The organism is Burkholderia sp. BC1 (assembly GCF_052683555.1).
Map to the genome: position 1 here is coordinate 1 of NZ_JBQYLP010000031.1, position 26,426 is coordinate 26,426.

General features: G+C 66.4%; 30 protein-coding genes and 1 pseudogene. 23 read left to right on the forward strand and 8 right to left on the reverse strand.

Annotated elements, in window-relative coordinates; all coding sequences use genetic code 11:
• Positions 1–239: pseudogene (locus ACSHSS_RS16795) on the forward strand (hypothetical protein); the annotation flags it as partial.
• Positions 240–247: 8 nt separating this feature from the next.
• Here the strand turns inward: ACSHSS_RS16795 and arsH are convergent.
• From arsH to ACSHSS_RS16820, 5 genes are read right to left on the reverse strand one after another with little or no spacing between them, the layout of a single operon-like run.
• A complete protein-coding gene (arsH, locus tag ACSHSS_RS16800) occupies positions 248–970 on the reverse strand; it encodes an arsenical resistance protein ArsH (protein WP_006414862.1) in 723 nt (240 codons plus the stop codon).
• Positions 963–1,385, reverse strand: coding sequence for an arsenate reductase (glutaredoxin) (arsC, locus tag ACSHSS_RS16805; protein WP_006414858.1), 423 nt, complete (start codon positions 1,383–1,385; stop codon positions 963–965). Before arsC ends, arsH begins: the two co-directional genes overlap by 8 nt.
• Positions 1,386–1,401: 16 nt before the next feature.
• A complete protein-coding gene (arsB, locus tag ACSHSS_RS16810; RefSeq protein ID WP_006414875.1) occupies positions 1,402–2,478 on the reverse strand; it encodes an ACR3 family arsenite efflux transporter in 1,077 nt (358 codons plus the stop codon).
• Positions 2,479–2,488: 10 nt separating this feature from the next.
• Entirely contained in the window at positions 2,489–2,977 is a 489-nt protein-coding gene (locus ACSHSS_RS16815) for an arsenate reductase ArsC (protein ID WP_043281276.1), read from the reverse strand.
• Between the two features lie 4 nt (positions 2,978–2,981).
• Positions 2,982–3,326, reverse strand: coding sequence for an ArsR/SmtB family transcription factor (locus ACSHSS_RS16820; protein WP_006414889.1), 345 nt, complete (start codon positions 3,324–3,326; stop codon positions 2,982–2,984).
• A gap of 388 nt (positions 3,327–3,714) precedes the next feature.
• Here ACSHSS_RS16820 and radC point away from each other — a divergent pair, with 388 nt between their 5' ends.
• The 6 genes from radC to ACSHSS_RS16850 all read left to right on the forward strand — a co-directional run bounded on the left by radC (position 3,715) and on the right by ACSHSS_RS16850 (position 9,949).
• Positions 3,715–4,224, forward strand: a complete 510-nt coding sequence (gene radC / locus ACSHSS_RS16825; protein ID WP_006414860.1) for a RadC family protein — start codon at positions 3,715–3,717, stop codon at positions 4,222–4,224.
• 280 nt (positions 4,225–4,504) lie between these two features.
• Complete coding sequence (locus ACSHSS_RS16830; RefSeq protein WP_006414879.1) at positions 4,505–4,888, forward strand: hypothetical protein; 384 nt, start codon at positions 4,505–4,507, stop codon at positions 4,886–4,888.
• 759 nt (positions 4,889–5,647) lie between these two features.
• On the forward strand, positions 5,648–6,475 hold the full coding sequence (locus ACSHSS_RS16835) for a DUF932 domain-containing protein (protein WP_006414890.1): 828 nt from the start codon (positions 5,648–5,650) through the stop codon (positions 6,473–6,475).
• 79 nt (positions 6,476–6,554) lie between these two features.
• A complete protein-coding gene (locus ACSHSS_RS16840) occupies positions 6,555–8,603 on the forward strand; it encodes a ParB/RepB/Spo0J family partition protein (RefSeq protein ID WP_006414857.1) in 2,049 nt (682 codons plus the stop codon).
• Between the two features lie 62 nt (positions 8,604–8,665).
• The gene (locus tag ACSHSS_RS16845) at positions 8,666–8,875 is read left to right on the forward strand and encodes a hypothetical protein (protein WP_006414888.1); all 210 of its coding nucleotides are present in this window, start codon (positions 8,666–8,668) and stop codon (positions 8,873–8,875) included.
• Positions 8,876–9,634: 759 nt separating this feature from the next.
• Positions 9,635–9,949, forward strand: a complete 315-nt coding sequence (locus ACSHSS_RS16850) for a DUF736 domain-containing protein (protein WP_006414881.1) — start codon at positions 9,635–9,637, stop codon at positions 9,947–9,949.
• A gap of 70 nt (positions 9,950–10,019) precedes the next feature.
• Here ACSHSS_RS16850 and ACSHSS_RS16855 read toward each other — a convergent pair whose 3' ends face one another.
• Complete coding sequence (locus ACSHSS_RS16855) at positions 10,020–10,313, reverse strand: helix-turn-helix domain-containing protein (protein WP_012467524.1); 294 nt, start codon at positions 10,311–10,313, stop codon at positions 10,020–10,022.
• A gap of 319 nt (positions 10,314–10,632) precedes the next feature.
• On the opposite strand from ACSHSS_RS16855, the gene ACSHSS_RS16860 reads away from it, so the two are divergent.
• From ACSHSS_RS16860 to ACSHSS_RS16900, 9 genes are all read left to right on the forward strand, one after another.
• The gene (locus tag ACSHSS_RS16860) at positions 10,633–10,983 is read left to right on the forward strand and encodes a DUF2958 domain-containing protein (RefSeq protein WP_006414863.1); all 351 of its coding nucleotides are present in this window, start codon (positions 10,633–10,635) and stop codon (positions 10,981–10,983) included.
• A 336-nt stretch (positions 10,984–11,319) separates the two neighbouring features.
• Positions 11,320–12,117: a DUF2285 domain-containing protein gene (locus ACSHSS_RS16865; RefSeq protein WP_006414895.1), complete on the forward strand. Its 798-nt coding sequence runs from the start codon at positions 11,320–11,322 to the stop codon at positions 12,115–12,117.
• A 75-nt stretch (positions 12,118–12,192) separates the two neighbouring features.
• On the forward strand, positions 12,193–12,468 hold the full coding sequence (locus tag ACSHSS_RS16870; protein WP_006414892.1) for a helix-turn-helix transcriptional regulator: 276 nt from the start codon (positions 12,193–12,195) through the stop codon (positions 12,466–12,468).
• A gap of 26 nt (positions 12,469–12,494) precedes the next feature.
• Entirely contained in the window at positions 12,495–13,352 is an 858-nt protein-coding gene (locus ACSHSS_RS16875; RefSeq protein ID WP_445545244.1) for a replication initiator protein A, read from the forward strand.
• Positions 13,353–13,593: 241 nt separating this feature from the next.
• Complete coding sequence (gene parA / locus ACSHSS_RS16880) at positions 13,594–14,232, forward strand: ParA family partition ATPase (RefSeq protein WP_006414876.1); 639 nt, start codon at positions 13,594–13,596, stop codon at positions 14,230–14,232.
• Entirely contained in the window at positions 14,229–14,492 is a 264-nt protein-coding gene (locus ACSHSS_RS16885) for a hypothetical protein (RefSeq protein ID WP_012213889.1), read from the forward strand. The genes parA and ACSHSS_RS16885 overlap by 4 nt, the downstream gene beginning before the upstream one ends.
• Positions 14,489–15,046 (forward strand): DUF2840 domain-containing protein, encoded by a 558-nt coding sequence (locus tag ACSHSS_RS16890; protein WP_445545245.1) that lies wholly within the window; start codon positions 14,489–14,491, stop codon positions 15,044–15,046. Before ACSHSS_RS16885 ends, ACSHSS_RS16890 begins: the two co-directional genes overlap by 4 nt.
• Positions 15,043–15,642 (forward strand): S26 family signal peptidase, encoded by a 600-nt coding sequence (locus tag ACSHSS_RS16895; protein ID WP_012213891.1) that lies wholly within the window; start codon positions 15,043–15,045, stop codon positions 15,640–15,642. The genes ACSHSS_RS16890 and ACSHSS_RS16895 overlap by 4 nt, the downstream gene beginning before the upstream one ends.
• A 448-nt stretch (positions 15,643–16,090) precedes the next feature.
• The gene (locus tag ACSHSS_RS16900; RefSeq protein WP_006414864.1) at positions 16,091–18,088 is read left to right on the forward strand and encodes a relaxase/mobilization nuclease domain-containing protein; all 1,998 of its coding nucleotides are present in this window, start codon (positions 16,091–16,093) and stop codon (positions 18,086–18,088) included.
• Positions 18,089–18,357: 269 nt separating this feature from the next.
• Here the strand turns inward: ACSHSS_RS16900 and ACSHSS_RS16905 are convergent, their stop codons facing one another.
• Both ACSHSS_RS16905 and ACSHSS_RS16910 read right to left on the reverse strand, forming a co-directional pair.
• Entirely contained in the window at positions 18,358–19,779 is a 1,422-nt protein-coding gene (locus tag ACSHSS_RS16905) for a Cu(+)/Ag(+) sensor histidine kinase (RefSeq protein ID WP_006414894.1), read from the reverse strand.
• Complete coding sequence (locus ACSHSS_RS16910) at positions 19,769–20,452, reverse strand: heavy metal response regulator transcription factor (RefSeq protein ID WP_006414872.1); 684 nt, start codon at positions 20,450–20,452, stop codon at positions 19,769–19,771. Before ACSHSS_RS16910 ends, ACSHSS_RS16905 begins: the two co-directional genes overlap by 11 nt.
• A 249-nt stretch (positions 20,453–20,701) precedes the next feature.
• Here ACSHSS_RS16910 and ACSHSS_RS16915 point away from each other — a divergent pair, with 249 nt between their 5' ends.
• The 7 genes from ACSHSS_RS16915 to ACSHSS_RS16945 all read left to right on the forward strand — a co-directional run bounded on the left by ACSHSS_RS16915 (position 20,702) and on the right by ACSHSS_RS16945 (position 26,416).
• Positions 20,702–22,606: a copper resistance system multicopper oxidase gene (locus tag ACSHSS_RS16915; protein ID WP_043281286.1), complete on the forward strand. Its 1,905-nt coding sequence runs from the start codon at positions 20,702–20,704 to the stop codon at positions 22,604–22,606.
• 27 nt (positions 22,607–22,633) lie between these two features.
• The gene (locus tag ACSHSS_RS16920; protein ID WP_006414901.1) at positions 22,634–23,665 is read left to right on the forward strand and encodes a copper resistance protein B; all 1,032 of its coding nucleotides are present in this window, start codon (positions 22,634–22,636) and stop codon (positions 23,663–23,665) included.
• An 85-nt stretch (positions 23,666–23,750) separates the two neighbouring features.
• The gene (gene copC, locus ACSHSS_RS16925; RefSeq protein WP_006414870.1) at positions 23,751–24,143 is read left to right on the forward strand and encodes a copper homeostasis periplasmic binding protein CopC; all 393 of its coding nucleotides are present in this window, start codon (positions 23,751–23,753) and stop codon (positions 24,141–24,143) included.
• Positions 24,144–24,146: 3 nt separating this feature from the next.
• Positions 24,147–25,100 carry a copper homeostasis membrane protein CopD gene (gene copD / locus ACSHSS_RS16930; protein ID WP_006414884.1) on the forward strand — a complete coding sequence of 318 codons (954 nt, stop codon included), beginning with the start codon at positions 24,147–24,149 and terminating at the stop codon, positions 25,098–25,100.
• Between the two features lie 55 nt (positions 25,101–25,155).
• Entirely contained in the window at positions 25,156–25,470 is a 315-nt protein-coding gene (locus ACSHSS_RS16935) for a DUF2933 domain-containing protein (RefSeq protein WP_006414861.1), read from the forward strand.
• A complete protein-coding gene (locus ACSHSS_RS16940; protein WP_006414887.1) occupies positions 25,467–26,114 on the forward strand; it encodes a methyltransferase family protein in 648 nt (215 codons plus the stop codon). The genes ACSHSS_RS16935 and ACSHSS_RS16940 overlap by 4 nt, the downstream gene beginning before the upstream one ends.
• Before the next feature lie 41 nt (positions 26,115–26,155).
• Positions 26,156–26,416 carry a heavy-metal-associated domain-containing protein gene (locus tag ACSHSS_RS16945; protein ID WP_012467523.1) on the forward strand — a complete coding sequence of 87 codons (261 nt, stop codon included), beginning with the start codon at positions 26,156–26,158 and terminating at the stop codon, positions 26,414–26,416.
• Positions 26,417–26,426 lie beyond the last annotated feature (10 nt).

The window sequence follows — 26,426 nt, forward strand, 5'->3', positions numbered from 1 at the left end:
CAGACCGATCACGTTCACCGAAACGTCTGATCACCATCGCCGAAATACGCAGGATCATCCTCTGCACGGGCAAGAAGCGCGAGCAAATTGAACTGCTGGAGTTGGATAAGTCGGGCATTCACGTGGCCGAGTACCTGACCACCTTGCCGCCGCGTGCCGTGCTGGGCGAGCGGTTGCAGCAGGCGACGGAGCGGGCGCGCTTGCAGATTGAGCAGCGCGACGGCATCGGAAATTCCTGACTTGGCGCTCAGATCGCGACTTGGCTGACGCGCCGGCTCAACGCCTCGGCAGTTTCCTTGCGCTCGCTGTACCGATCCACCAGATACGGCGCCACGTCGCGCGTGAGCAGCGTGAACTTCATAAGTTCTTCCATCACGTCCACCACGCGGTCGTAGTAGGCCGAGGGCTTCATGCGTCCGGCCTCGTCGAACTCCTGGTACGCCTTGGCGACCGAGGACTGGTTCGGGATGGTCAACATCCGCATCCAGCGGCCGAGCACGCGCATCTGGTTGACGGCGTTGAACGACTGCGAGCCGCCCGATACCTGCATCACCGCCAGCGTCTTGCCCTGGGTCGGGCGCACCGCGCCGACCGACAGCGGAATCCAGTCGATTTGCGTCTTCATCAGGCCGGTCATCGCGCCGTGGCGTTCCGGCGAACTCCACACCATGCCCTCGGCCCATTGCACCAGTTCGTGCAGTTCCTTGACCTTCGGGTGATCGGCCGGCGCATCGTCCACCAGAGGCAGCCCGGACGGATTGAACAATCGGGTTTCGCCGCCCAGCGCCCGCAGCACGCGGGCCGCTTCTTCGGCCGCCAGACGGCTGAACGAGCGCTCGCGCAGCGAGCCATAGAGCAGCAGGAAGCGCGGCGCGTGCGTGGCCCGTGCCGGCGCGAACAGGTGTTCGGTGTCCGGTTGCTGGAACAGCGCCGTGTCGATGTTCGGCAGGTCGAGACGGGATTCAGACACGGCGGCCGTCCTGATCGACCACCGGCTCGCCGTCTTCCTTGTTGAACGCGCCGCGCTGCGGCTGCGGCAGCAGATCGAGCACGGCTTCCGAGGGCCGACACAGTTTCGTGCCCAGCGGCGTGACCACGATCGGCCGGTTGATGAGGATGGGATGCTGGAGCATGAAACCGATCAGGTCGTCATCGCTCCACTTCGGTTTGCCCAGGTCGAGTTCGGCATAGGGTGTGCCTTTCTCGCGCAGCACAGCGCGCACCGGCACGCCCATCGCGGCGATCAACGCCTGGAGCGTGTCGCGATCGGGCGGCGTTTTCAGGTACTCGATGATGGTCGGTTCTTCGCCGCTGTTGCGGATCAGTCCGAGCACGTTGCGCGAGGTGCCGCAGGCGGGGTTGTGGTAGATCGTGATGGTGTTCATGGGATGACCTTGAAGATTACGAAGCGGTCGCGCGGCGTTCGTACCAGCCACGCGAGCGGTTGACCACGCGCACCACCAGCAGCATCACCGGCACCTCGATGAGCACGCCGACCACTGTTGCGAGTGCTGCGCCGGAATGGAAGCCGAATAGGCTGATGGCGGCGGCCACGGCCAGCTCGAAGAAATTGGATGCGCCGATCAGTGCCGAGGGGCCGGCGATGCTGTGCTTCTCGCCTACCTTGCGGTTGAGCCAGTACGCCAGCCCGGAGTTGAAGAACACTTGGATCAGAATGGGCACGGCCAGCATGGCAATCACCAGCGGTTGACGCAGGATGGCTTCGCCTTGGAAGGCGAACAGCAACACCAGCGTCAGCAGCAGCGCCGCGATCGACAACGGGCCGATGCGTTCCAGTGTCCGATCGAACGCGGCTTGGCCCCGGCGCAGCAGCGCACGACGCCAGAGCTGCGCGAGGATGACCGGGATGACGATGTAGAGCACCACCGACACCAGCAGCGTGTCCCACGGCACCGTAATGGCCGACAGGCCCAGCAGCAGGCCGACGATCGGCGCGAAGGCAAACACCATGATGGTGTCGTTCAAGGCCACCTGTGAGAGCGTGAACACCGGATCGCCGCCGGTCAGCCGGCTCCAGACGAACACCATTGCGGTACACGGGGCAGCGGCCAGCAGGATCAGGCCGGCGATATAGCTGTCGAGCTGGTCAGCCGGCAGCCAGTCGGCGAAGACCTGACGAATGAAGATCCACGCCAGCAGCGCCATCGAGAACGGCTTGACCGCCCAGTTGACGAACAGGGTGACGCCGATGCCGCGCCAGTGCTGCTTGACCTGGCCGAGTGCGCCGAAGTCCACTTTCAGTAGCATCGGCACGATCATCACCCAGATCAACAGCCCGACCGGCAGGTTGACCTGGGCGATCTCCATGCGGCCGATGGCCTGGAACACCCCCGGCGCGAACTGGCCGAGCGCGATGCCGGCAACGATGCACAGCGCCACCCACACCGTCAGGTAACGCTCGAAGACGCTCATGGCGGAGGTGGCCGGCGCGGGGCCGGCGGTATCGGTTGCGGTCATCGGGCGAGCCTCACTGGCGGCCAATGTCGCGCAGCTCGCGCTGCAACGACATGGCATCGAGACGCTGCAATGGCAGCGACAGGAATAGCTCGATGCGCCGACGCAGCGTGATCGCTGCATCGAGGAACGCTTTGCGCTGCTGTTCATCGGTGCCTTCGACCGCAACCGGGTCGGGTACGCCCCAGTGGGCCGACACGGGCTTGCCCGGCCACAGCGGACACGCCTCGCCGGCGGCGTTGTCGCAGACGGTGAAGATGAAGTCGAACACCGGCGCATCGGGTTTCATGAACTCGTCCCAGCTCTTGCTGCGGTAGCCGGTTTTCGGCAGGCGCAGCCGCTCCAGCGTGGCAAGCGCCAGCGGATGAACCTCGCCCTTTGGGTGACTGCCGGCGGAATAGGCGTGGAAGCGACCTTGGCCTAGCTCGTTGAGCAAGCCTTCGGCAAGGATGGAGCGGGCAGAGTTGCCCGTGCAGATAAACAAGGCGTTGTAGGTGGTCATGGCGTCAACAGTCGCAGCGGGTGGTTGTGTCGGAAACCTCGCAGACACCGCCTTGGCAGCAGTGCTCGGTCATGTAGCCGAGCAAACCGTTCATCCGGGCGAAGTCGGCGCGGTAGATCAGATTGCGGCCCTGCTGCTCGATGGTGACGAGGCCGGCATGGGCCAATTCCTTCAAGTGGAAGGACAGGGAGTTACGGGCCACGTCGAGCTGGTCGGCAAGGACGCTGGGCGTCAGTCCCTCGGGGCCGGCGACCACCAGGGCGCGGAATACGCGCAGCCGCTGGGTGTGAGCCAAGGCACCGAGGGCGGAAACGGCTTGATCTTCATTCATTATTCGATAATACAACATTTATTGAATCATTGTGCAAGTGAGCAACACACAAAGGCTCATGGCGTCCCGGCGTGCCGCCGTCGCGCTGTCGTGCTGCGCATCGAGCCTCGCTGCGCGAGTCTCGCCCCATTCGGGCTTCCATCGTTCCCTCGCTTCGCTCGGCTGACGCCTCCGGCCCGGCTCGATGATCCGTGCCTGCGCGCTTCGCTTGCCGAATGCGGGCATGTGTGGGCGGGGTTAGACGGTCTTGCTGTTCCCTTTCACCGTACCACGGCGTTCTCGCCGTCAAGGGCTGCGCGTGCTCGCACGCTTGCGGCCGCGGCCGTCTTCGCCCCTGTGACGGCTTGCGCTGCGCCGTGCTGGCGCCGGTTCCGGGCAATTCCGCCCGAGCAACCGGAGCACGATCATGTCGCAACTGTCCATTCCTTCCTTCGATGCCCCGCTGATGCTGCGTGACTCGCGCGGGCGCTACCGTCAGGCATCGGCCGACCAGATTCTCGAAGCCGCGCGCCAGGTCATCGACCAGAAGATGCAGCGCGGTGACGAGTTCACTTCGCCGGCGGCGGTCAAGGACTACTTGCGCGCCAAGCTGGCCGGTTTCGAGCACGAAGTCTTCGCGGTGTTGTTCCTCGATACGCGCCATCGGCTGATCGACTATGCCGAGATGTTCCGCGGCACGATCGACAGCGCAGAGGTTCATCCGCGCGAAGTGGTCAAGGAGGCGCTGCGGCTCAACGCGGCGGCGGTCATCATTTCGCACAATCACCCGAGCGGGAACCCCGAGCCGAGCGCGGCCGACAGGGCAATGACCTCGCAGCTTCGGCAGGCGCTGGCGCTGGTGGACGTTCGCACGTTGGATCACATCATCGTGGCGGGCGGCACCACCACGTCTTTCGCCGAACGTGGCTTGATCTGATCGAGGGGGCTTCGGCCCCCTTTTTGCTGCGCCCGGTGGCGCAGCTCCGGCCCTCGCGGGCCTGCGCGTGCTGCGCACTTGCCAAAGGCAGGTGTGGGTGTCGCGTTGAGGGGGGCGGTCTTGCTGTGTCCCTTCACCGTATCACGGCGTTCTCGCCGTCAAGGGCTGCACGCGCCTTGCGCGCTTGCGTCCTGGCGGCCGTCTGCGACCCCTGACTGCTTGCGCTGCGCCGTGCTGGCGCCGGTTCCGGGCAATTCCGCCCGAGCAACCGGAGATCGTCATGAACGACAAATCGCACGTTTCGCTTGAACAACACGTTTGCCTTGTCTGCGGTACTCGCTTCGACACCGGCGCCGTCCTGCTGGATCGCCGCCTGCGCGCGAGCATGGAGCGCCATACGGCGACCGGCTGGGGCCTGTGCCCCGAGCATCAGAAGCTGTCCGACGATGGCTTTGTCGCGCTGGTCGAATGCGATCCGCAACGCAGCGGTTCGCAGGCCAGCGGCCGCATGAAGCCCGAACAGGCGTACCGGACGGGGCGCCTGGCGCACCTCAAGCGCGAAGCCTTCGCGCAGGTGTTCAACGTGCCGATCGCGGCCGACCAGTCGTGCGTCTTCGTCGAACCCGGCGTGATCGAGCAGTTGCAGACGATGACGGCGACCTGATCGCACCTAGTGCCATCCGGTGCGCTGCCCTGCGGGGTGGCGCACTTTTTTTCTGCTGCGCCCTGGTGCCGATGACTTCGCGCCTGCGGCGCTGCGCGCTGGCGCTTGCACTCCAGGGGAAGTGCCTTCGGCACATCCCCGCCGCGCTTCGCTTGGCGCCCCTGCAACACCGCCGCCCCGGCTGCGCCGGCGCGGCCATACCGATGCTGCAAAGGCTGCTTGCCCACCATAGAAGATCCACGCTGCATCTCCACGACTGCATGGGCGTCCCCGGCCAAAAAGCATGGCCGGTCGCGCTGTCGTGCTTCGCATCGAGCCGCCTGCGGCGTCTCGCCCCCTTCGGGCTTCCATCGTTCCCTCGCTCCGCTCGGCTGACGCCTTCGGCCCGGCTTCCAGCTTCGGGCCTGCGCGCTTCGCTTGCGTGCGGTCGGCACACAGGGATGGCCGTTGCCTTGTTCAGCCGTCTCCCCTGACTTCATCACCTTACCCGCGACCGTAGCCCGCTCCCGTGTGCCGTCAAGGCGCGCAGGGCCGTGTCCTCGCTGCGCTGCGGGCCGCACCAACCCTGCGCTTGTCTCCTTGACGGCCCCCGTCCGCGCGCTCCTTTGGCCGCGGGCGATGAACTCAGGAAAGACGGTGGCAACAGGGCCAACCGGGTTCCTCGTGCCGACCGCACCGAACAGCCGAAAGGCTGGGCTCCGAATCTAGGAATCCGGTGTGCGGTTTGAACAGCAAACCCTTTTCGTCAGGAGAAATGCCATGCAACTCGCATCCCGATTCGCTTCCCGTTCGCCGTCGCTGCGCAGCGATTACCCGCTGTCCGACGATCAAATCCGCAAGGTCGCGCCGTCCATCTTCGCGGACGCCCCGCACGAAAGCCGTTCCGAGCGGTACGCCTATATCCCGACCGCCGCCGTGCTGGCGGAACTGCGCAAGGAAGGGTTTGAACCATTCATGGCAGCGCAGACCCGCGTGCGCCACGACGACCGCCGCGACTACACCAAACACATGCTGCGCCTGCGCCACGCCAGCCAGATCAACGGCGCGGAGGCTAACGAAATCGTGCTGCTGAACTCGCATGACGGCACGAGCAGCTATCAGATGCTGGCCGGAATGTTCCGGTTCGTGTGCAGCAATGGCCTTGTCTGCGGCGACACCGTGGCCGATGTGCGAGTGCCCCACAAAGGCGACGTGGCCGGTTCCGTCATCGAAGGCGCTTACGAAGTCCTGCGCGGCTTCGACCGCGTGCAGGAATCCCGCGATTCCATGCGTGCCATCACCTTGAACGATGGCGAATCCGAAGTGTTCGCCCGCGCCGCGCTGGCCCTCAAGTACGACGACCCCGACAAGCCCGCGCCCATCACGGAATCGCAAATCCTGATGCCGCGCCGCTTTGATGACCGCCGCCCGGACTTGTGGAGCGTGTTCAACCGCACGCAAGAGAACCTGACCCAAGGCGGCCTGCGCGGACGCAGCGCCAACGGACGCCGCCACCAAACCCGCCCGGTGCAGGGCATCGACCAGAACATCCGCCTCAACCGTGCGCTTTGGCTGCTGGCCGATGGCATGCGCCAGTTGAAAGCCTGAATCCCTACGCGGCAGGGGCAGGCAGCAGCCCTTGCCGCTTCTCTCGCTGCTGCATCCCTAACCGCAAGGAGTTATCACCATGAATGCCGTTACCCAAACCGAAACCCGCGCCATCGAAACTGCCGCGCCGCTGGAAGTGGCCGACCCGACCAAGAACCTGATTTTGGTTCCGCTCTCGCAGTTGCTGCCGCGCCGCTCCAAGCGCAACGCACGCAAGACCCCGCGCCTGTCCATTCCCGAACTGGCCGCGAGCATCACCCGCATTGGGCTGCTGCAAAATCTCGTCGTCATCCTTACCGCCGATGGCGAGCAATACGAAGTGGTGGCGGGCGACCGCCGCCTGACCGCGTTGAAGCTGCTGGCGAAGAAGAAGCGCATCGCCGCCGATTACGAGGTGCCGTGCCTGCTGGTGCTCGATGCCTCGGCGCGCACCGTGAGCCTTGCCGAAAACCTGCTGCGCGAGCAGATGCACCCCGCCGACCAGTTCGAGGCGTTCGCCGCGCTGGTCAAGGAAGGCCGCCCCATCGAAGACATTGCCGCCGACTTCGGCGTGTCCCCGCTGGTGGTGCAGCGCCGCTTGAAGCTGGCCAACGTCTCGCCGCGCCTGCTGGCCGACTACCGGGCCGCAGCCGTCACGCTGGAACAGTTGATGGCCCTGACCATCACCGACGACCACGCCGCGCAGGAAAGCGCGTTCTACGGTGCGCCCGAATGGCAGCGTGGCGCATCCGCGCTGCGCGAACGCCTGACCGAACGCGAAATCGACGCCACGCATCCGCTGGTGCGCTTTGCCGGGCTGGACGCCTACACGGTGGCGGGCGGCGGTATCCGCCGCGACCTGTTCGCGGAAGGCGATGCCGGAACCTACCTGACCGACGCCGCGCTGCTGGAAACGCTGGTGCGCGGAAAGCTGGATGCACTGGCCGGGGACGTGCGCGCCGAGGGTTGGGCGTGGGTGGAAGCCGTGCCGCACATGAGTTACGCCGAGCGACAGGCGTTCCAGAACGCGCCGCGCCAGCGCCGCGAACCGAACGCCCGCGAAGCCCGCCGCATCGCCTCGCTGCAAACCCGTCTCGACAAGATCGACGCCGAACTGGAAGAAGCCTACGACGCCGAGGACGAGGACAAGACCGAGGCGCTGGAACCGCGCCGCGAACAGGTCGCCGGGGAACTGCAAGCCGTGGAGGACGCCTTGCAGGGCTACGCCCCGGACGTGCGCGCCGTGGCCGGTGCCATCGTCACCCTCGACCGCAGCGGCGAAGCTGTGATTCATCGCGGGCTGCTGCGCGAAGCCGAAGCCAAGGCGCTGCGCACGCTGGAACGCTTGCGGCAGGGTTTCGGCAGCGCGGAAGGCGAAGCCGGGAACGACGACGAAGGCGAGGACACCGAGCAGCCCAAGGCCGCGAGCCTGTCCGACCGGCTGGCGCAGCGGTTGAGCGCGCACCGCACCGCCGCGCTGCAAATCGAAGTCGCCCGGCATCCGCAAGTCGCGCTGGCCGCGCTGGTGCATGGCATGGTGCAGAGCGTCTTGCAGGACAACCACTACGGCCACGACTTGCCGCTGGGCGTGAGCCTGAAAGTGCAAGACCGGCTGGAAGGCATGGCCCCCGACTGGCCCGAATCGCCCGCCGCCGTCGCCCTGCGCGAGTTGCAGCAGGTCGCGAGCGAAGCGCTGCCGCAGGACAGCGCCGAACTGTTCGCCGCGCTGCTGGCGATGGAGCAAGGCGAACTGGTGCGGCTGCTGGCGGTATGCGTGGCGGCGACCGTGGACGTGGTGACGCCTCGCGCCACGGCGCACCAGCCGGGCGCGGAACTGGCGCAGGCCGTGGGCCTAGACATGGCCGCATGGTGGCAGCCCACCGCAGACGGGTATTTCCAGCATGTGCCGAAGGCCGCGATTCTGGAAGCCGTGGGCGAGTTCGCACCGTCGCACGCTGCCCGGCTGGCGAAGTTGAAGAAGGCCGACATTGCCAGCGAGGCGGAACGGCTGGCCGATGGTACGGGCTGGATGCCCGCCATCTTCAACACCGAAGGCCCGGAAGCTGCGCCGCAGGAAACGCAGGCGCAGGACGCCCCGGAGGATGCCGAGGCAATGGCGGATGAACCCGCCGAGGCACTGGCCGCTTGACCCGCGCCGAAGGCAAGCGCCCCGGCCTCGACCGGGGCGCTTCGCTTGAAGGAGAAGCCCCCATGACCCGCACCACCACCAGCCGCCCGCGCATGGCGGCGATCTATGCGCCCGGCACGGTACGCGCTCGCCGCTGGCACGGCGAAGGCAACGTGCGCGGCTACCGTCCGCCTCGCGGCTGGACAGCCCGCGCCGACCTGACCGACTTGCACCCCATCACGGGCCGCGCCTTGCCGGGTGCCATGTGGTGGATTGTCGAAACCAAGGAATAACGAGCTGCACCGGCCCCAAGCCGTTCCGCCTTGGGGCCGGTGGTCGAAAATCCGGGCGCGGCGGTGGCCGCGCCCGGTTCCAGCGTCCAAAGCAAAATCGCCACGTCGCCGCCTTCGACCAGGCGGCGACGTGGCGGACGTGCAAGTGCCTTGCACGCGGTACGGCGATCGGCGCCCGCTGACGCGGGCAAGGTTTCGATGGCGCCCCGCCGCAATGGGCGGGGCTTGTGGTGCTACGCCCCGGCTTGCTGCGGCAGGTTGTGCCAAAGCGTGCCGTCCTCGACGCTGGCGGTTCGCGCTTGTACGTCACGAAGGGCGGTTCACCGACACGCCACCCGGCCTCGCTATGGAGCATTCACGCCACGCCTCAAGCCCGTCGCCGCAATCCGCGGCAAGGAGCGTTCTCGCTCGTCGTTGGGGTGTTGGCCTTGCCCGCGTCAGGGCGCAAGCCGGTGAAGCCGTCACGCGGGGATGCCGAGTCGGCCACGTCTCCATTCGGGAGCGGGCGGCCTGTGCGTCCTTGGCTTGTCGTGAATCCTGGCGAGGGAACGGCTGCGCCTTGGGCTTCATGGCCGCAACCTTCCAGCGAAAACAATTTCCCCTGCGCTGCGCGCATTCCTCGCGGGACAAATTCTTTTCGCTTCCAGGCTCTCCACGGTGTTGCGACCGCTGCGCGGTGCGGCCAGCCCATCCCCCGCCGGCCGGATCACAACAAGGACGCACTGGCGCGACCTTGTTCAACCCGAAAGGAGAAACATCATGGCTAACATTGGCACCTTCACCGCAGAGAAAGACGGCTTCACCGGCCAGCTCCGCACCCTGACCCTGAACGTCAAGGTCAAATTGATTCCCAACGACAAGGGCGACACCGAGAACGCCCCCGACTTCCGCCTTCAGGCGCCCGGCCACGACATCGGCGCGGCGTGGAAGAAGACCAGCGAAGCCGGGCGGCCCTACGTGTCCGTATCCCTCGACGATCCTTCGTTCCCGGCGACGGTCTATGCCCGCCTGATCGAGAACGAGGACGGCACGCACGACCTGATCTGGTCGCGCAGCAAGCCCAAGGCGGCCTGACGGCCGCCCACCGCGCCCCGCCCATTGCGGCGGGGCGCCGTGCTGCTGGCGCAGCACGTCACGCACGCGCCTACGGCGTGTCGCGTTCCTTCAACACCGCCTCAAGCTCCTGGCGCACCTGCGCCAGAAGCTGATCGGCCTTGCGCGTGCTGTCGCCGGCATAGGCCAGCGTCAGCAACGTCAACGGATGCACGTCCATGACCTCGCACAGCTCGGTCAGCTTGTGCATGGTCGGGCTTTTCAAGTCACGTTCCAGCGAACTCATGTAGGTGCGGCTGGACACGTCGGAGAACGCTTCCTGGCTCAAGCCGCGCGCTTTCCTGACCGTCCGTATTGCCGTCGCCAATGAGTGTTTCGCTGTCACCAACTTGGTTTCCCCGTAAAAACCAAGATGACAGCCCATTGCACCCAATAGGGCTACAATCTAAAGTGTTCATTCCTGCCTGGCCGAGCCGCTTTCGTGCTTTTACGGAAATCCGCATGGGCGGATTCCGACAGAATCGGGGAACCGCATCCGTGTCTTTCCTGGCCTGCGTAATTCCGCTTCTGCGTTTCCGTGCATGTACGGATTCGATGGCTTGCGCCTTCGTGCTTTCCCGCCAAAGCACGCATCCGCTTCGGCGGTTCCGCGCTTCGGTGGAAAATCGTATCCGTACATCCTCGGATGCGTGGGGATTCGGGCCATGACCCAGCCGCTCGTCACCGCTGAACAGCGGGCGCAACTGCTCGCCGTCGGCGCGGCACGCGCCGCTGATCGGGGCATCGACCCGATGCCGGCGGTGCGACTGTTCACCCCTGACGCGCACGCCACTTGGCTGCTGGCCGCGCTCGACCCGACCGATGGCGATACGGCATGGGGACTGATCGACCTGGGAATAGGGATGCCCGGTTTGGGCCATGTGAAGCTGTCTGATCTGGCGTCCATCGTCGGGCCGCACAAGCAACCCGTGATGCGCGATCGCTATTTCCAGCCGGTGCGGCGGCTGTCGGAGTACCTGCGGCTGGCCGAGGAAAACGGCTCGATCACCGACTGAACAATCCCAGCCAACGACGGCGCATTCTGACTATTTCAGTCTTACCCAAGACCTGCTCGGTCTGAATCCGCACTCTTGCACCGAAGCGGTGCGTTCTGTTGCAAACAGTCATGATCTTTGGTGCGGGCTTCTGCACGGTGCTCCATGCTGCGCGCCATTTTCGTGGCGGCGCAGCCGTCGCATTCAGACGATTTCCGCAATGCCCTGGAGCGAATCAGTCTTGACACCAGCAGTTACAGCTTATCCCGATTTCGATGACGACTTGATGGCGACTCGATAGCTCCCGCACGGCGGAATCCGTGGCGACGTTCCTGCTGAACGACAGGAGGTTGCGTCATGGCTGACCCGAGCGCCGAACACTGGTATCCGACCGCCGCGTATCTCTACACGCTGCATCTCGACGGCCCCGCGCTGGCGTGGGAATACCTGCGCCGCCACCCCGACTACCGCCGCGACTGGCTGCGCCGGCGCCGCCGGCCAGAGGCTGCCGCGCGCTGGGGACTGCGCCTGCTGGAAGATCCCGCCCTGGATGCGCGCGACGCGCACCCGGCCTGGTTCCCCGATCACGATGCGGTGGTGCAGCTCTACCCGGACGCCGACCCGCCGCCCGACGCGGTGGCCTTCGCGTTCTGGTGCCTTCCCGGCCAGAAGCGCCTGATCCACGATGGCAAGCGCCTGCTGCTGCTGACACGCTGGCCGGGCTGCTGCCTGCGGCTGGTGATCGCCCCCGGTTTGGCTGACGGCATGGCCTACGCCTATGCCATCCGCGCCTGCGCCGCATCCTGCGGACGCTATCAGGCGCTGGCGGCCGAACTGGACAAGCTCGCCGTCGCCGGCGATGCGGCGCCAGCGGGAACGGCGCGGCCACGGCCGGCAGCCGCTGCGTTGTTGGAGTTGAACACGCTCCAGGCGCTCGACGGCACCCTGGCGGGCGCGTCCTTGCGCGACGTGGCCGAAGGGCTGTTTGGCGCTGATGCCGTCGCCGCCGACTGGCACGCGGACAGCGCCCTGCGTGCCCGCGTTCGCCGGTTGGTACACAGGGGCGATGCGCTGATGCGCGGCGGCTACCGCCGCCTTGCACAGCTTCCGCCCGTTGCACAGGGACGCGCTGCATCCCCTGCAAAACGTCCCTGAGCAGGAAGCCTTGCTTTCTTGAAAGTGCCTCTATCCGGCCGCGTGGTGTGGCCGGGCTTGATGGAGGTACATCCCATGCGACCCGCTCCCTTGCGGCCTGCTGTCGCTGCGCCCGTGCAGCCCCAACGCTACCTGACCAACGACGAAGCCGCCGAATACTTGCGGCTGTCGCCGCGCACGCTGGAGAAGCAGCGCGTGATCGGCGGCGGCCCCAAGTTCCGCAAGTTCGGCCGCCGCGTCATGTACGCGGTGGCTGACCTCGATGCCTGGGCCGACCAGCGCAGCTACGAGGCCACGTCCGACCCGGAATATGCCGAGCGTCACGCGGGCGACTACCGTGATGGCCGCTGATCGTCGGCTCGCCGGTGGCCATCGTCATGTCCAGCCCATCGCTGCCGCCGGGGCAGCGATCACAGCAGCGGGAACAGCTCGACCTGTTCCGCGCGCTGCCGGGCGACGGCATGGCGCCGCGCGACAGCCAGGACTTGATGGCCTTTCCGTTCTTCTCGCTGGCGAAGTCGCGGCGCACGGCGCCGATCGACTTCCGCAGCGGGAACATCACCATCCGCGTGGAAGGGACGGCCGAGCACGGCATCGCCACGATATGGGATGCCGACGTCTTGATTTGGGCGGCCTCGCAGATCGTGGAGGCGCGCGACGCAGGCATTCGCCCGTCGCGCTGGATACACGCCACGCCCTACGAAATCCTGCGCTTCATCGGGCGCGGCACGTCCCTCAACGACTACCAGCGCCTCAAGGCCGCTCTCGACCGGCTGCAATCGACCAGCGTGGCAACGTCCATCCGCGAAACCACCGGGAGGCGCCTGCACCGCTTTTCATGGGTGAACGAATGGCGCGCGCTGGCCGACGCCAGCGGCACGCCGCTGGGCATCGAGCTGATCCTGCCCGACTGGTTCTATGCCGGCGTGCTCGACGCCGCCCTGGTGCTGACCATCGACCCGGCCTATTTCCGCTTGAAGGGCGGCATCGAGCGCTGGCTGTACCGCCTGGTGCGCAAGCACGGCGGGCGGCAGGAACACGGCTGGCAATTCGACTTCCGGCACCTGCACCGCAAGTCTGGCAGCGCGGCGCGCTTCTCGGACTTCGCCTACGACCTGCGCGTGCTGGTCGCGCGTCAGTCGCTGCCCGGCTACGTCCTGGGCATCGAGCCGATGCCGGGCGAAAGGCTGGAACTCCTGACCTTCCGGCCCGTGCCGTCCACGGCACGGGGATAACTGCGGGAAAAGGTGTGGACGGCCTCGTGCTATCAGGAGTACCGGGTATCGTGCTATCGGGAGTACGACCCTCGTGCTATCAGGAGTACGAAAACGCCGCAAAGCCAGTAACGGCGCGGGTTTGCATCCCCTCTAACTTACCTAACTATAAATCTCTAACTTTTAGTAGAAGCGCGCCGTTTCGGTGGACAACCACAAAACGGCACGGCCAGGCCGGCTTTCCAGCAGGGAGGGCCGCGCCATGATCGTCGCGTTTCTCAACCAGAAAGGCGGCGTCGGCAAGACCACGCTCGCCACCCACATCGCCGGCGAGCTGGCGATGCGCGGCCTGCACGTCATCCTGCTGGACGCCGACCCGCAGGGTTCATCGCTCGACTGGACGCAGCGCAGAAGCCAGCAGGGCTTGCCACGGCTGTTCAGCGCCGTGGGCCTCGCCCGCGAAACGCTGCATCAGGAAGCGCCGGAGCTGGCCCGCCGCGCCGATCACGTCATCATCGACGGCCCGCCGCGCATCGCCGCGTTGGCGCGTTCCGCACTGCTGGCAGCCGAGCGCGTGCTGATTCCCGTGCAGCCCAGCCCGTATGACCTGTGGGCCAGCGCCGAGATGGTGGCGCTGATCCGCGAGGCACAGGTGTTCCGGCCTGCGCTGCGCGCGGCCTTCGTCATCAATCGGCGCGTCAGCACCACCATCATCGGCAGAGAAGCACGGCAATCGCTGGCCGAACAGCCGGTGCAGGCGCTGCGCAGCGAAGTGCGCCAGCGCATCGTCTTCGCCGACAGCGTGGCCGCTGGCCGGCTCGCCCGCGAGACGGCGCCCGACAGCGCCGCCGCACGTGAGATCGCCGCGCTCGCCGATGAACTGCTGCGGTGGCCGGCATGAGCAGCCCTCGTAGCAAGCGCGTCGGCATCGGCGCACGTCCGCCCGCGAATCCGCACGCCGAGGCGTGGATTCGCCAGGGCGATGCCGATGCGCTCAACAAGGGCGACCTCTACACCGCACGCTTGACCCTCGACGTGACGCCGGCGCTTCGCGCTCGCATCAAGATCGCCGCTTTCGGCCAGGGCGTGACCGTGGCCGAACTGCTGCGCGGCCTGCTGGAACGAGAGTTCCCCGACAACCGCACGGAGAACCTGCCATGAACGCATCCGCCTTGCCTGCCGCTCAGGCGGCGACGGCTGCACCGGCTGCTGCGCCGCCGCCTTCGCTTTCGACGCTCGCCGGCCAGGCTGGCAGCGTGCCGCTGACTCGCGTATCGCTCGCCCACATCGAACCGCGCTTCAAGCTCTACCTGCGTTTCGGCGAACCGGCGCGCACGCTGCGGCTCGACCGCTGGCGGCGCTGCGCGGTGTTCCTGCCGCGTGCAATGTTCTGCCGCGTGCGCTGGGAAGCAAACGACTACGGCACGATTCGCTGGCAGCTCATGGTGATGCAAGCCGCCACGCCGTTGGACGACATGCAGCGCATTCCCGGCGTGCGGCCCGGCGCACGCCTGCTGCTGCACGCCGAAGGCGAGAACGCGGTGCGTGCCGTGCTGGAACGCATCGACGGTATCGACGCGCAGGGCATCACCGCCATCGACGTGTCGCCCGCGTACTGGCGCACGCTGGGCAACCGTCTGGCGGCCCGCCTGCCGCTGCCCGAATACACCGCCGAGCGGCACGCCGCCTGGCTGGCCGGGAGGGCGCTGCCATGACGACCCAATCCAACACCACATGCACGCACGAAGCCGTGCCGCATTCTCGCTCGCGCCGACGCGCTCGCCTCGCGCTGGCCGGCTTCGCCGCTGTCGGCTTCGCTGCACTGGTCTGGGCAGCTTTCGTGTCGCCGCTGCCGCGTCTGACCTACAACCCGTCCGACAGCGTGGCGGTCGGTTGGTATCGCATCGAACCGTTCGACCCGCGCACCGCCTCGCTGCCACGTCCGCTGTCCGTGGACAGCATCGTGCTGGTGCCGCTGCCCGACAGGGCCGCCATGCTGGCTGCGCAGCGCGGCTACCTGCCGACCCGCGTGCCGCTACTCAAACGTGTGGGCGCGGTCGCGCCGCAACACGTTTGCATCGTCGCCGGGCAGGTACGCATCGACGGCGTGCCTGCGGCCGCCGCGCTGCCTGCCGACCGGCTGGGCCGGCCGCTGCCATCCTGGCCGCATTGCCGTCCGCTGGCCGAGGGCGAACTGTTCCTGTTGAGCGTGACCAATCCGGCATCGTTCGACAGCCGCTATTTCGGCCCGGTCAGCGCATCCGACGTGATCGGCGTCGCGCATCCGGTCTGGCTGGAGACACGCCCATGATGGCCGCCGATTCGCAGCACGTTGCCGTGCATCTCATCGTGCCATCGGGCATGCCGTTCCGGCTGCTGCCGCCGTGTCGTCGCGCGTGCTGCGCGGGCGCATCCGAGCAGCGCTTCGCGCAACATCCGGCGCAGCCGTCCCACGTGCAGGCGTCTTGCCTCGAACGCGCCCGGCCTGCGGCCATTTCCGCGTTAGCCGGCGCGCTGGCTGCAAGCAGCGCAGCGCCGCCGGGCCGCCGACGCCCGGAGCGACAGCGAAGGGCAAAGGCGGAAGGCAAGACAAAAGGACGCGGCACCGGGCCGCGTCGAAAGCCAGTCTGCACGTGGGGGTGGCGCGGCACGCAGCGGCTTCGCCGCCGTGCCGCGTGGGGCGCGAGGCCCGCGCCAATGCAGGCATGTCCGCGTGCTTCGTACGACAGGACACGCCGTAGCTTGCGGGGGGCGCAGCCATGACCGACCGCGGCGACGACGATTTCCGCGTGCGCACCAGCGCCCCCAAGAGCCGAGGCAAGGGCCAGGGGCAGAGCTTCGTTTCCAAGGTGCTCAAGCAGGCCGGCAAGGCCAGTGGCGGCAAGTCCTCGATGCGCCATTCCGCAGGCAGTGGCAGTGGCAATGGCAGCGGCGCAGGCCAGCGGCCCGGCTCACGGCTTGGGCGCGGCCACACGGCGGCACGCTTCGCCGGGGCGAAGCTGACGCCCCTGTCGCGGCGCGTGACGATCAAGACCCTGTTGGTCAATCAACGCAACGCCAGCCCGCAGTCGCTCGCCAAGCATCTGCGCTACATCGAGCGCGACGGAGTGGGCCGCGATAGAGAACTGGGCCGGGCCTATGGGCCGCAGACCGACGAAGCCGACCTCGACGCCTTCAAGGAGCGCAGCGCCGACGACCGGCACTATTTCCGCTTCATCGTTTCCCCGGAGGACGGGGCCGAGCTGGATGACCTGCGCACCTATACCCGGCATCTGGTGAACCGGATGGAAGCCGACCTAGGGACGCGGCTGGACTGGGTGGCGGTCGATCACTGGAACACCGATAACCCACACACGCACCTGATCGTGCGCGGACGCGACGACACCGGCAAAGACCTCATCATCGCGGGCGACTATATCGCCCACGGCTTCCGCCATCGGGCTGCCGAACTGGCGACCGAATGGCTGGGACCGCGCACCGAACTGGATATCCAGCAGACCATGCAGCGCGAGGTGAAGCAGGAGCGGTGGACAAGCCTCGACCGCACGCTGCAACGCGAGGCTGACGACGATGGCCGGGTGCAGATCGAACGCTTCAACGAACCCCGGCTGCGACGCCAGCGCCTGCTGCTGATCGGCCGCCTGCAACGCTTGCAGCGCCTGGGTTTGGCCGACGAGACGCAGCCCGGCACCTGGGCCGTCCATGCGGACGCGGAGAAGACCTTGCGCGCCCTGGGCGAGCGTGGCGACATCATCCGCACCATGCAGCGGGCGATGAGCGGCCAGCCGCGCGAGCTGGCGGTGTTTGAGCCGGGCGAGGATGGCCGTACCGTCATCGGTCGCGTGGCCGCGAAGGGGCTGACCGACGAGCTGCATGACCGCGGTTATCTGGTTATCGACGGGGTGGACGGCAAGGCCCACTACGTCGCGTTGAACGCCCGCGACGAGCTGGCGAAATATCCCACCGGCGCGGTCGTGGAGGCGCGCGGTTCTGCCGAGGTGCGGGCGGCCGACAAGAACATTGCCGCGCTGGCGAGCGATGGCCTGTACCGTACCGATCATCACTTGGCAATCGAGCAGGGCCGGGCCAAGCCCGGGCGCGATCCGCAGGAGGTTGTTGCCGCTCACGTCCGCCGGCTGGAAGCCCTGCGCCGAGCTGGCATCGTGGAGCGCGTGGCCGAGGGACTATGGAAGGTGCCAGACGACCTGGCCGAACGTGGCCGCCAGTACGACGCACAACGGCTGGGTGGCGTGGCGGTGGAGCTGAAATCGCACTTACCCATCGAGCGGCAGGCCCGCGTGATCGGCGCAACTTGGCTAGACCAACAGTTGATCGGCGGCGGCAAGGGGCTGGGCGACCTGGGCTTCGGCGGCGAGGCCAAGGAAGCCTTGCAGCAGCGCGCCGACTTTCTTGAAGAGCAGGGCCTGGCCGAGCGGCGCGGGCAGCGTGTGATCCTCGCCCGCGACCTGCTGGGAACGCTGCGCAACCGGGAACTGGCGGAGGCCGCCAAGGACATAGCCGCCGACACCGGCCTGGCGCATCGCCCGGTGGCGGACGGGCAGCGCGTGGCTGGCATCTACCGGCGCTCGGTCATGCTCGCCAGTGGGCGCTATGCGATGCTCGATGACGGCATGGGATTCAGCTTGGCGCCGTGGCACCCAGTGATCGAGCAGCGGCTGGGGCAGCAGCTTGCCGCCACAGTGCGCGGCGGCGGTGTGTCTTGGGAGATTGGGCGACAGCGCGGCCATTCCATCTAACGGTTTCATCAGCAATCTAAGAGAGCCAGCCGGTCGGTTACACATTCCGCTTTTATAGTCGTCTCTTGCTACATGAGGGATGCTTACCTCAACTTCCTCCAATCGGGTCCACTCGTGGCCTTGATGGCTGCACCTCCATGCCGAAACGGCGGGTGAGCTGACCTATGCCATGGCCTATGCGTCTCGGAACCGGACATCGGCGCCGCCGGTCTCGGGATGCTGAGTTTTCTGGGCGGCCTTGGTCCGACACTCGCCCATAAGCCAGTGCGTCAGTCGTTTGGCGGCAGGAGAATATCGAACCGCGTTACCGTGTCATCCGATGCCACATGCACATCACCGCCATGTGCCTCGACGATCGACTTGACGATGGCGAGTCCCAACCCAGCGCCTTCTCCCTTGCGTTGCCGCGACGGATCGACACGGTAGAAGCGATCGAACAGCCTGGGCAGATCCTCATCAGCGATCTTGCTGCCGGGATTCTCGACGCTCACAGTGGTGCGTCCTTGATCCTGACCCAGCCGCACTGTGACGGCAGCGCCGCGCGGGGTGTGGCGGATGGCATTGGATAGCAGGTTGCTCAAGGCACGCCGCAGCATCTCCCGATCGGCCCTTATTGGCTTGATCCGCCCCTGCAAACAAAGGGTCACATTGCAATCCTCCGCGAAAGCCTCGAAGTAGTCGAAGAGCCCCTTGATCGTATCGCCCAGGTCCATCTCCACCCGATGGAGATTGTGCGGATCGTTCTCCGTCTGCGCGAGAAACAGCATGTCCCCGATCATCCGGCTCATGCGCCCGAACTCCTCCAGGTTGGAATACAGCACTTCCCGATACTCTTCGGCGGAACGGGACTGACCGAGGGCCACCTCCGTCTGCGTGGTCAGGTTGGTGACTGGGGTGCGCAGCTCGTGCGCGATGTCGGCTGAAAAATTCGCCAACTGCACGAAGCCGTCCTCGATGCGCGCGAGCATGTCGTTGAACGAGGCGACAAGCTCCTCCAGTTCGAGCGGTACTTCCCGGGGATTCAAACGCACGTTCAATTGCGATGAGCGGATCGCGCGAATCCGGGCATTGACCTTGCGAATGGGCCGGTGCCCCCATTGGACGGCCAGCCAGGCGACCAGCAGCGCAATGCACAGCACAACGCATGTGGCCAACCACAGCATGCGCTTGAAGTCTTCGAGAAACGCGAGATGGAAATCGATGTCCATCGCAACGGCGACGGTATAGGGGCGTATGTTCCGGCTTGGGTCGCCCTGCACGCGAAGCACCGCGCCACGATAGGACTTCCCTTGCTCCTGCCAGCTCGCCAGCTCGCGGGCATTGATCGCCTCGGCGGGACGTTTGCTTGCGACGAGGGACGACAGTGCGGGGCCTTCGCCCGCATATACCGTGGTTCCTGCGGCGTCGGCGACGTAATAGAACACCCCGTGATGGCCCGTGACTGCGCCGGCGAGCCGGCGGCGCAGCAGCGCATCGTCGGTGCTCGTACCTGGGTCGCGCAGCGGCTTGACGACGGCATCGGCCACAGCCCGGAGTTCCCCGGCATCCTGCTCGGCGAAGTGGTGCTCCAGCGAGCGGACGATGAGCCAACTGAAGGCCAGGAACACCAGCGTCGTCGCAATGCCGACCAGGGCCGTGACCCGCAGCGCGAGCGATGCCGGGCGACGGATGCGCAGGGCCTTAGTCGGCATCCGGGGCATCCAGCGTATAGCCCATGCCCCGTACCGTATGGATGAGCTTGGGATCGAAGGCATCGTCGATCTTCGCGCGCAGCCGGCGAATGGCAACGTCGATCACGTTGCTGTCGCTGTCGAAATTCATGTCCCAGACCTGCGAGGCGATCAATGAGCGCGGCAACACCTCGCCCTGGCGCCGCGCCAGCAGTTCGAGCAAGGCGAACTCCTTGCTGGTTAGGTTGATGCGCTGTCCTGCCCGGGTCGCGCGCCGCCGCGGCAGGTCGAGCAGCAGATCGGCGATCTGGATGCGGTCGGGGTGGTTGGGCGCGCTGCCGCGGCGCAGCAGCGTGCGCACGCGCGCGAGCAACTCGGAGAACGCGAAAGGCTTGACCAGGTAGTCGTCGGCGCCCAGTTCCAGGCCCTTCACGCGGTCATCCACGCCGCCGCGCGCGGTCAGGAACAGCACCGGGACCTGCTTGCCCGCCTCGCGCAGCGATTGGACGATGCGCCAGCCATCCACGTCCGGCAGCATGACGTCGAGGATGACCAGATCGTAGGTCTCGCTCATGGCCTGGTGATGGCCGTCCAGGCCATTGCGTGCCAGGTCCACCACGAACCCCGCTTCCATGAGGCCCTGGCGCACGTAGTCCGCTGTCTTGTTCTCGTCCTCGATCACCAACAGTTTCATCGCTTTTCCCTGGCTCACGCCATGAACGCTCGCGCAGCTGCTTGCTCACCCTGCACGACTGACTTCTGAATCAATGTACTCGGGTGAATCTTCCACCAACATGACGCAATCATTACATGAATGTAATGAATGGGTCATGCGAGAGAAAGTGGCGCCTCTCTAGCATGGTCATCAACGGCGTAAAAGCGCGCTCCCATTCAAGGACCTCGCGCGTGCCCTTCGATGTCTGTTTATGGAGAGTTTTTCGTCATGACGCGCTATCCCCCCCATGCTCCACGGCCCCTGATCCTGTCACGGCGGCGATTCGTGCAGGGATTGGCGGCGGGCGGCGTCCTGCTCGGCTTGTCCACGCCCGCCTTGAAGGCCGCGGCCCAGCAGGCGCGGGCCGCCAGCGGCACCGCTCCGGTGCTGCGCGGCACGGAGTTCGACCTGGTGATCGCCGAGTCCCCCGTGAACTTCACCGGCCAGCCGGGCATGGCTACCACGATCAACGGCTCGCTGCCCGCGCCCACGCTGCGCTGGCGCGAAGGGGACACGGTCACAATCCGCGTCACCAACCGGCTGCGCGAGTCCACCTCCATCCATTGGCACGGCATCATCCTGCCCTACCAGATGGACGGCGTGCCGGGCATCAGCTTCGGCGGTATCGCGCCGGGGGAAACCTTCACCTACCGCTTCAAGGTCAGCCAGAGCGGCACCTACTGGTACCACTCGCATTCCGGCTTCCAGGAACAAACGGGCATGTACGGGGCGATCATCATCGACCCCGCCGGCCCTGAAACCATCCGCGCCGAGCGCGACCACGTCGTGCTTCTGACGGACTGGACCGATGAAGACCCCATGCGTGTCTTCATGAAGCTCAAGACCCAGGGCGACTACTACAACTACCACCAGCCGACGGCGGTGGACTTCTTCCGCGATGCCTCACGCGAGGGCGTCTCGGTCGCGCTGGACAAGCGCAAGATGTGGAACCAGATGCGCATGAGCCCGACGGACCTCTCGGATCTCTCGGCGCAGACCTTGACCTATCTGGCCAACGGCACCACGCCCGCCGGCAACTGGACCGGCCTGTTCCGTCCCGGCGAGCGCGTGCGCCTGCGCTTCATCAACGGGGCCGGCAACACCTTCTACGACGTGCGCATTCCGGGCCTGAAACTGAAGGTCGTGCATGTCGATGGCGTGGACGTCGAGCCGGTCACGGTGGACGAGTTCCGCTTCGGTCCGGGCGAGACCTGCGACGTGCTGGTCGAGCCACACGACGACGCTTACACGATCTTCGCGCAATCCATGGATCGCACGGGCTATGCCCGAGGCACGCTGGCGGTACGCGCCGGGCTTAGCGCGCCCGTGCCGCCGATGGACGCGGCCCCGTGGCTGTCGATGGCGGACATGATGGGCGCGATGGACCATGGCGACATGGCAGGCATGGCGGGTATGTCCGGCATGGCCGGGATGGACCACGGCTCCATGGCCGGGATGGATCACGGCGCCATGGCCGGGATGGATCACGGCGCCATGGCCGGCATGGATCACGGTTCCATGCAGGGAATGACGGGGATGAGCGGCATGACCGGCATGGATTCCGGCCAGATGCAGGGCATGGACAGCACCAATCCTCTGGCCGTGCCCAGCACCACCGTGCGGCACGCCCGAACGGAGTACGGGCCAGGGACGGACATGCGCGTGGACATGCCGCGCACCGCGCTGGACGACCCGGGCATCGGATTGCGCAACAACGGCCGGCGCGTGCTGACCCTGGCCGACCTGCACACGCCCGGCGGCCCCATGGACCCGCGCGGCCCCGGCCGCGAGGTCGAGCTGCACCTCACCGGCAACATGGAGCGCTACACCTGGTCCATCGACGGGCTCGAATTCAGCAAGTCCAAGCCGGTGCATTTCCGCCACGGCGAGCGGCTGCGCGTCATCTTGCACAACGACACGATGATGACGCACCCGATGCACCTGCACGGGATGTGGAGCGAACTGGAGAGCCCCGACGGGCGCTTCCTGGCACGGCGCCACACCTTGCCCGTGCAGCCGGCGCAGCGCCTGAGCTTCCTGGTCACCGCCGATGCGCTGGGACGCTGGGCCTGGCACTGCCACCTGATGCTTCACATGGATGCGGGCATGTTCCGCGAGGTCGTGGTGTCTTGAGCGCCGCTTGAAGAGAGTGCACGAACAATGAAAACAACACACCTCCACGCATTGACCCTGGCACTGGTTGCCACGATCGCGAACCCCGTGCTGGCCCAGTCACAGGCGGGCCAGGCAGACGACCATTCGGCGCATCATGGCGCGGCGGCCGCGCCGCCCGCATCATCGCCGTCGCCGGGCGCCGCCCAGACCGATCCACATGCCAGCCATGGGGTGCCCACAGCTCCTGCGCCTGCTACGGCACCTTCCGCATCGCCTGCCACGCCAGCCTCCACGCCGCCCATGGACCATGGCGGCATGGACATGCAGATGCAAGGCGGTTCCGCGCCCGCCGACGCGCGCGACCCCAACGCCTATTCCGAGGGCCTGGTCCGCGGCGCGGGCGCCTATGCCGTACCTGGCGTGCCCGCCCTGAGCCTGGCCGACGAGCATACCTTTGGTGCGCTGCTGGTCGATCGGCTGGAACGCTCCTATGCGAACCATGGCGGCAACGCCACCGCCTACGACCTGCAAGGCTGGTTCGGCCGCGACTTCGACAAGGCGGTCCTCAAGGCCGAGGGCGAGGTGGCCGGCGGCAAGCTCCAGGACGCCCGCACCGAATTGCTGTGGGGCCACGCCATCACGCCGTACTGGGACACCCAGTTGGGCCTGCGCTACGACACGGGCACCGGCCCCGACCGTGGGTGGCTGGCCTTCGGCGTCCAGGGGCTGGCACCGTACTGGTTCGATGTCGAAGCGACGGGCTACGTCGGCAACGGCGGCAGGACCGCATTGCGGCTGGCCGCGAGCTATGACCTGCTGCTGACCCAGAAGCTCATCCTGCAGCCGCGTGCCGAGGCGCAGTTCTACGGCAAGAGCGACCCGGAGCGTGACATTGGCAGCGGCCTGTCGAACGCCACGGTCGGACTGCGCCTGCGCTACGAGTTCAGCCGGCAGTTCGCGCCCTACATCGGCGTCGAGCGCAGCGGCAGCTTCGGCAAGACCGCCGATTTCGTGCGCGCTTCGGGCGAGCGCGCGCAGGAAACCCGCTGGGTTGCGGGCGTGCGCTTCTGGTTCTAAGGATCGGGACCGGGACCGCCTTACCGATCATCGTCCGAACAGACCACCGTTTTTCGACCACCGACCAACTAGCAGAGGAATGACCATGCTCTCGATCCGCAAACTTCTCTTCCCCGTTTTCGCTGCCACCAGCCTCGTGCTGTTCAGTGCCGCCGCGCAGGCCCATCCCAAACTGCTAACTTCCGATCCGCAAGCGAACGCCGAAGTGGCGGCTCCGGCGAAGATCGAGCTGCACTTCTCCGAAACGCTGACCACCCAGTTCTCCGGTGCCAAGCTGGTCATGACCGGCATGCCGGGCATGTCAAGCATGTCTCATGCCATGCCGATGGAGGTCAAGGTATCCAGCGGCGAAGACGGCAAGACCATGGTGATCACCCCCGCCAAGCCCCTGATGACGGGGGACTATCGCGTGGAGTGGCGCGCCGTGTCGGCCGATACCCATCCCATAACGGGCAACTTCTCCTTCAAGGTGAAGTGAGCCATGGAGGGTTGGGGCAACATCGTTGTCCGCTTCGCCAGCTACGCTGACCTGATGCTGCTGTTCGGGCTGCCGCTGTTCGGCCTGTACGGCGTGAAGGGCAGCGCAGCCGACGCCCATGCAGCCTTCGGTTATCGAAGGCTGCTGTCCTGGCTCGCGGGCGTGGGTCTGCTGGTGTCGGGCGCCGGCATGCTGATGCTGGCGGTGACCATGAGCGGTGTGACTGAGATCGGGGAGCTTCAACGCCATGTGTTCGGCATGATCATCACCGGCACCAACGTCGGCATCGCGTGGGTGGTCAAGATCGCAGCGCTTGTGGGCATCCTGCTTTGCGCCGGGTTCTACAGACGGGTGCCCACGGCGAGCCTGGTGCTCGCTTCCTTGTTCGCCGCGGTCGGTCTGTCCACGCTGGTCTGGTCGGGACATGGGGCGATGGATACCGGCACACGCGGCGGCATCCATCTGGCGGCCGACACCTTGCACCTGCTCGGTGCTGGCGCCTGGCTGGGGGCGCTGGCCGCGTTTCTGCTGTTGCTGCTGCGCCCGGTCCAGGGCCAGGGCCGCGACGACGCCTACCAGCATCTGCTGCTCCTGCGCCAGGCGGTAACCGGGTTTTCGTCGGCTGGCACGCTCATCGTCGCGGTGCTGATCGTCACCGGCATCGTCAACTATCTGCTCATCGTCGGCCCGAGTCTTGAGGGCATGGCATCTAGCCCTTACGGGGTCTTGCTGCTGGTGAAGCTGGGCCTGTTCGGCGCCATGCTCGCGCTGGCCGCGGCGAATCGCTTTCGGCTGGGGCCGCTGCTGGAGCGGGCACGCAGCTCCATCGACATCGCACGCGCCAAGCGTGCCCTGTGCAACAGCCTGGCGATCGAGACGACGGCCATGATGCTGATCCTGCTGGCAGTGGCCTGGCTGGGCACCTTGAGTCCACCCGGCAACACGAGACCCTACTGATTTCGACAGGCATGGTCGGCGCCCGATGCGCCGACCTTTTGAAGGAAGGTTCATCATGAACGAGCATCACGGTCACAACGAATCGCCCCCACGTTTCTGGCGCTCCCGGTACGGGATCGGCCTGCTCGTTCTCGGCGCGATCGCGGGTTACTTCCTACTCAAGGAACACACCGCCCACATGGTCGGGTTCCTGCCTTTCCTGCTGCTCGCGGCGTGCCCGTTGATGCACCTCTTCATGCACCACGGCCATGGCCACGGCGGGCACGACCCTTCCTCCCACACGCCGTCTGATACGACGCCGACCCAAGCACCGAATCCGGGTGCCGGCCCCAAGGTCAACGTGCGCGACCAGCGCGGAGATCAGCCATGAGCCACGATCAACCCGCTTATGGCCTGTGGCTGCTGGTGTTCTTCAACTCGGCCATCTTCATCCTGTTCGCCTTTAGCTTCTTCAAGCCGGCAACGGCGCGCGACTGGCGAACCTTCGGCGCGTTTGCCGCTTTCATCGTCGCGCTGTTCGTCGAGATGTACGGGTTCCCGCTGACCATTTACCTGCTCTCGGGCTGGCTGCAGACCCGTTATCCGGGCCTGGACCTGCTCACTCACGACGCCGGCCACCTGTGGTGGACCTTGCTGGGTGAGAAAGGCGATCCGCATTTCGGCGTGCTGCACATCGCCAGCTACGTGTTGCTCGCCTACGGCTTCTACCTGCTGTCCAAATCCTGGCAGGTGCTCTATCACGCGCAGCGCCGGGGCACCCTGGCCACGGCAGGCCCCTATGCCCGTATCCGCCACCCCCAGTACGTGGCGTTCGTGCTGATCCTGCTGGGCTTCCTGCTGCAATGGCCGACGCTGCTCACGCTGCTGATGTTCCCGATCCTGCTGGTCATGTACGGCCGCCTAGCGGTGAACGAGGAAGCCGAGATGCGGACTCGATTCGGGACAGAGTTCGAGCGCTACGCGCAAGCCACGCCGCGATTCTTTCCCCACTGGCGGCGGTCTGCCGCGACCTGATGCGCCGAACCATCGGCGCCAACCCACGGAGAACCATGACCATGACTACCATCGATCTTGACGTCCAGGGCATGTCCTGCGGCGGCTGCGTCAAACACGTCACTGAAGCGCTCAAGCCCTTGCCGGGCGTGCGAGAGGTGGAGGTTGACCTGAGCGCAGGCCGCGTTCGCGTCCATGGCGATCTTGCCGAAGGCATCGATCCGCTGGTGTCGGCACTGAAGCAGGCCGGCTACCCGGCACAGGCCAGTGGAGCCGCTGCCAGCAAAGCGCCTGGGGCCGGCCGCGGCTGCTGCTGCGGCTAACCCGCCCGGC

Coding starts and splice junctions, on each gene's coding strand:
- copD (WP_006414884.1), top strand. CDS start 24,147: ATGGAGGGTTGGGGCAACATCGTTGTCCGCTTCGCCAGCTACGCTGAC.
- copC (WP_006414870.1), top strand. CDS start 23,751: ATGCTCTCGATCCGCAAACTTCTCTTCCCCGTTTTCGCTGCCACCAGC.
- ACSHSS_RS16945 (WP_012467523.1), top strand. CDS start 26,156: ATGACTACCATCGATCTTGACGTCCAGGGCATGTCCTGCGGCGGCTGC.
- ACSHSS_RS16885 (WP_012213889.1), top strand. CDS start 14,229: ATGAGCAGCCCTCGTAGCAAGCGCGTCGGCATCGGCGCACGTCCGCCC.
- ACSHSS_RS16890 (WP_445545245.1), top strand. CDS start 14,489: ATGAACGCATCCGCCTTGCCTGCCGCTCAGGCGGCGACGGCTGCACCG.
- ACSHSS_RS16840 (WP_006414857.1), top strand. CDS start 6,555: ATGAATGCCGTTACCCAAACCGAAACCCGCGCCATCGAAACTGCCGCG.
- ACSHSS_RS16850 (WP_006414881.1), top strand. CDS start 9,635: ATGGCTAACATTGGCACCTTCACCGCAGAGAAAGACGGCTTCACCGGC.
- ACSHSS_RS16895 (WP_012213891.1), top strand. CDS start 15,043: ATGACGACCCAATCCAACACCACATGCACGCACGAAGCCGTGCCGCAT.
- arsB (WP_006414875.1), bottom strand. CDS start 2,478: ATGACCGCAACCGATACCGCCGGCCCCGCGCCGGCCACCTCCGCCATG.
- ACSHSS_RS16860 (WP_006414863.1), top strand. CDS start 10,633: ATGACCCAGCCGCTCGTCACCGCTGAACAGCGGGCGCAACTGCTCGCC.
- ACSHSS_RS16820 (WP_006414889.1), bottom strand. CDS start 3,326: ATGTTGTATTATCGAATAATGAATGAAGATCAAGCCGTTTCCGCCCTC.
- ACSHSS_RS16920 (WP_006414901.1), top strand. CDS start 22,634: ATGAAAACAACACACCTCCACGCATTGACCCTGGCACTGGTTGCCACG.
- ACSHSS_RS16915 (WP_043281286.1), top strand. CDS start 20,702: ATGACGCGCTATCCCCCCCATGCTCCACGGCCCCTGATCCTGTCACGG.
- ACSHSS_RS16940 (WP_006414887.1), top strand. CDS start 25,467: ATGAGCCACGATCAACCCGCTTATGGCCTGTGGCTGCTGGTGTTCTTC.
- ACSHSS_RS16910 (WP_006414872.1), bottom strand. CDS start 20,452: ATGAAACTGTTGGTGATCGAGGACGAGAACAAGACAGCGGACTACGTG.
- ACSHSS_RS16905 (WP_006414894.1), bottom strand. CDS start 19,779: ATGCCGACTAAGGCCCTGCGCATCCGTCGCCCGGCATCGCTCGCGCTG.
- ACSHSS_RS16845 (WP_006414888.1), top strand. CDS start 8,666: ATGACCCGCACCACCACCAGCCGCCCGCGCATGGCGGCGATCTATGCG.
- ACSHSS_RS16830 (WP_006414879.1), top strand. CDS start 4,505: ATGAACGACAAATCGCACGTTTCGCTTGAACAACACGTTTGCCTTGTC.
- ACSHSS_RS16875 (WP_445545244.1), top strand. CDS start 12,495: ATGTCCAGCCCATCGCTGCCGCCGGGGCAGCGATCACAGCAGCGGGAA.
- ACSHSS_RS16865 (WP_006414895.1), top strand. CDS start 11,320: ATGGCTGACCCGAGCGCCGAACACTGGTATCCGACCGCCGCGTATCTC.
- arsC (WP_006414858.1), bottom strand. CDS start 1,385: ATGAACACCATCACGATCTACCACAACCCCGCCTGCGGCACCTCGCGC.
- radC (WP_006414860.1), top strand. CDS start 3,715: ATGTCGCAACTGTCCATTCCTTCCTTCGATGCCCCGCTGATGCTGCGT.
- ACSHSS_RS16935 (WP_006414861.1), top strand. CDS start 25,156: ATGAACGAGCATCACGGTCACAACGAATCGCCCCCACGTTTCTGGCGC.
- ACSHSS_RS16900 (WP_006414864.1), top strand. CDS start 16,091: ATGACCGACCGCGGCGACGACGATTTCCGCGTGCGCACCAGCGCCCCC.
- parA (WP_006414876.1), top strand. CDS start 13,594: ATGATCGTCGCGTTTCTCAACCAGAAAGGCGGCGTCGGCAAGACCACG.
- ACSHSS_RS16835 (WP_006414890.1), top strand. CDS start 5,648: ATGCAACTCGCATCCCGATTCGCTTCCCGTTCGCCGTCGCTGCGCAGC.
- ACSHSS_RS16870 (WP_006414892.1), top strand. CDS start 12,193: ATGCGACCCGCTCCCTTGCGGCCTGCTGTCGCTGCGCCCGTGCAGCCC.
- ACSHSS_RS16815 (WP_043281276.1), bottom strand. CDS start 2,977: ATGACCACCTACAACGCCTTGTTTATCTGCACGGGCAACTCTGCCCGC.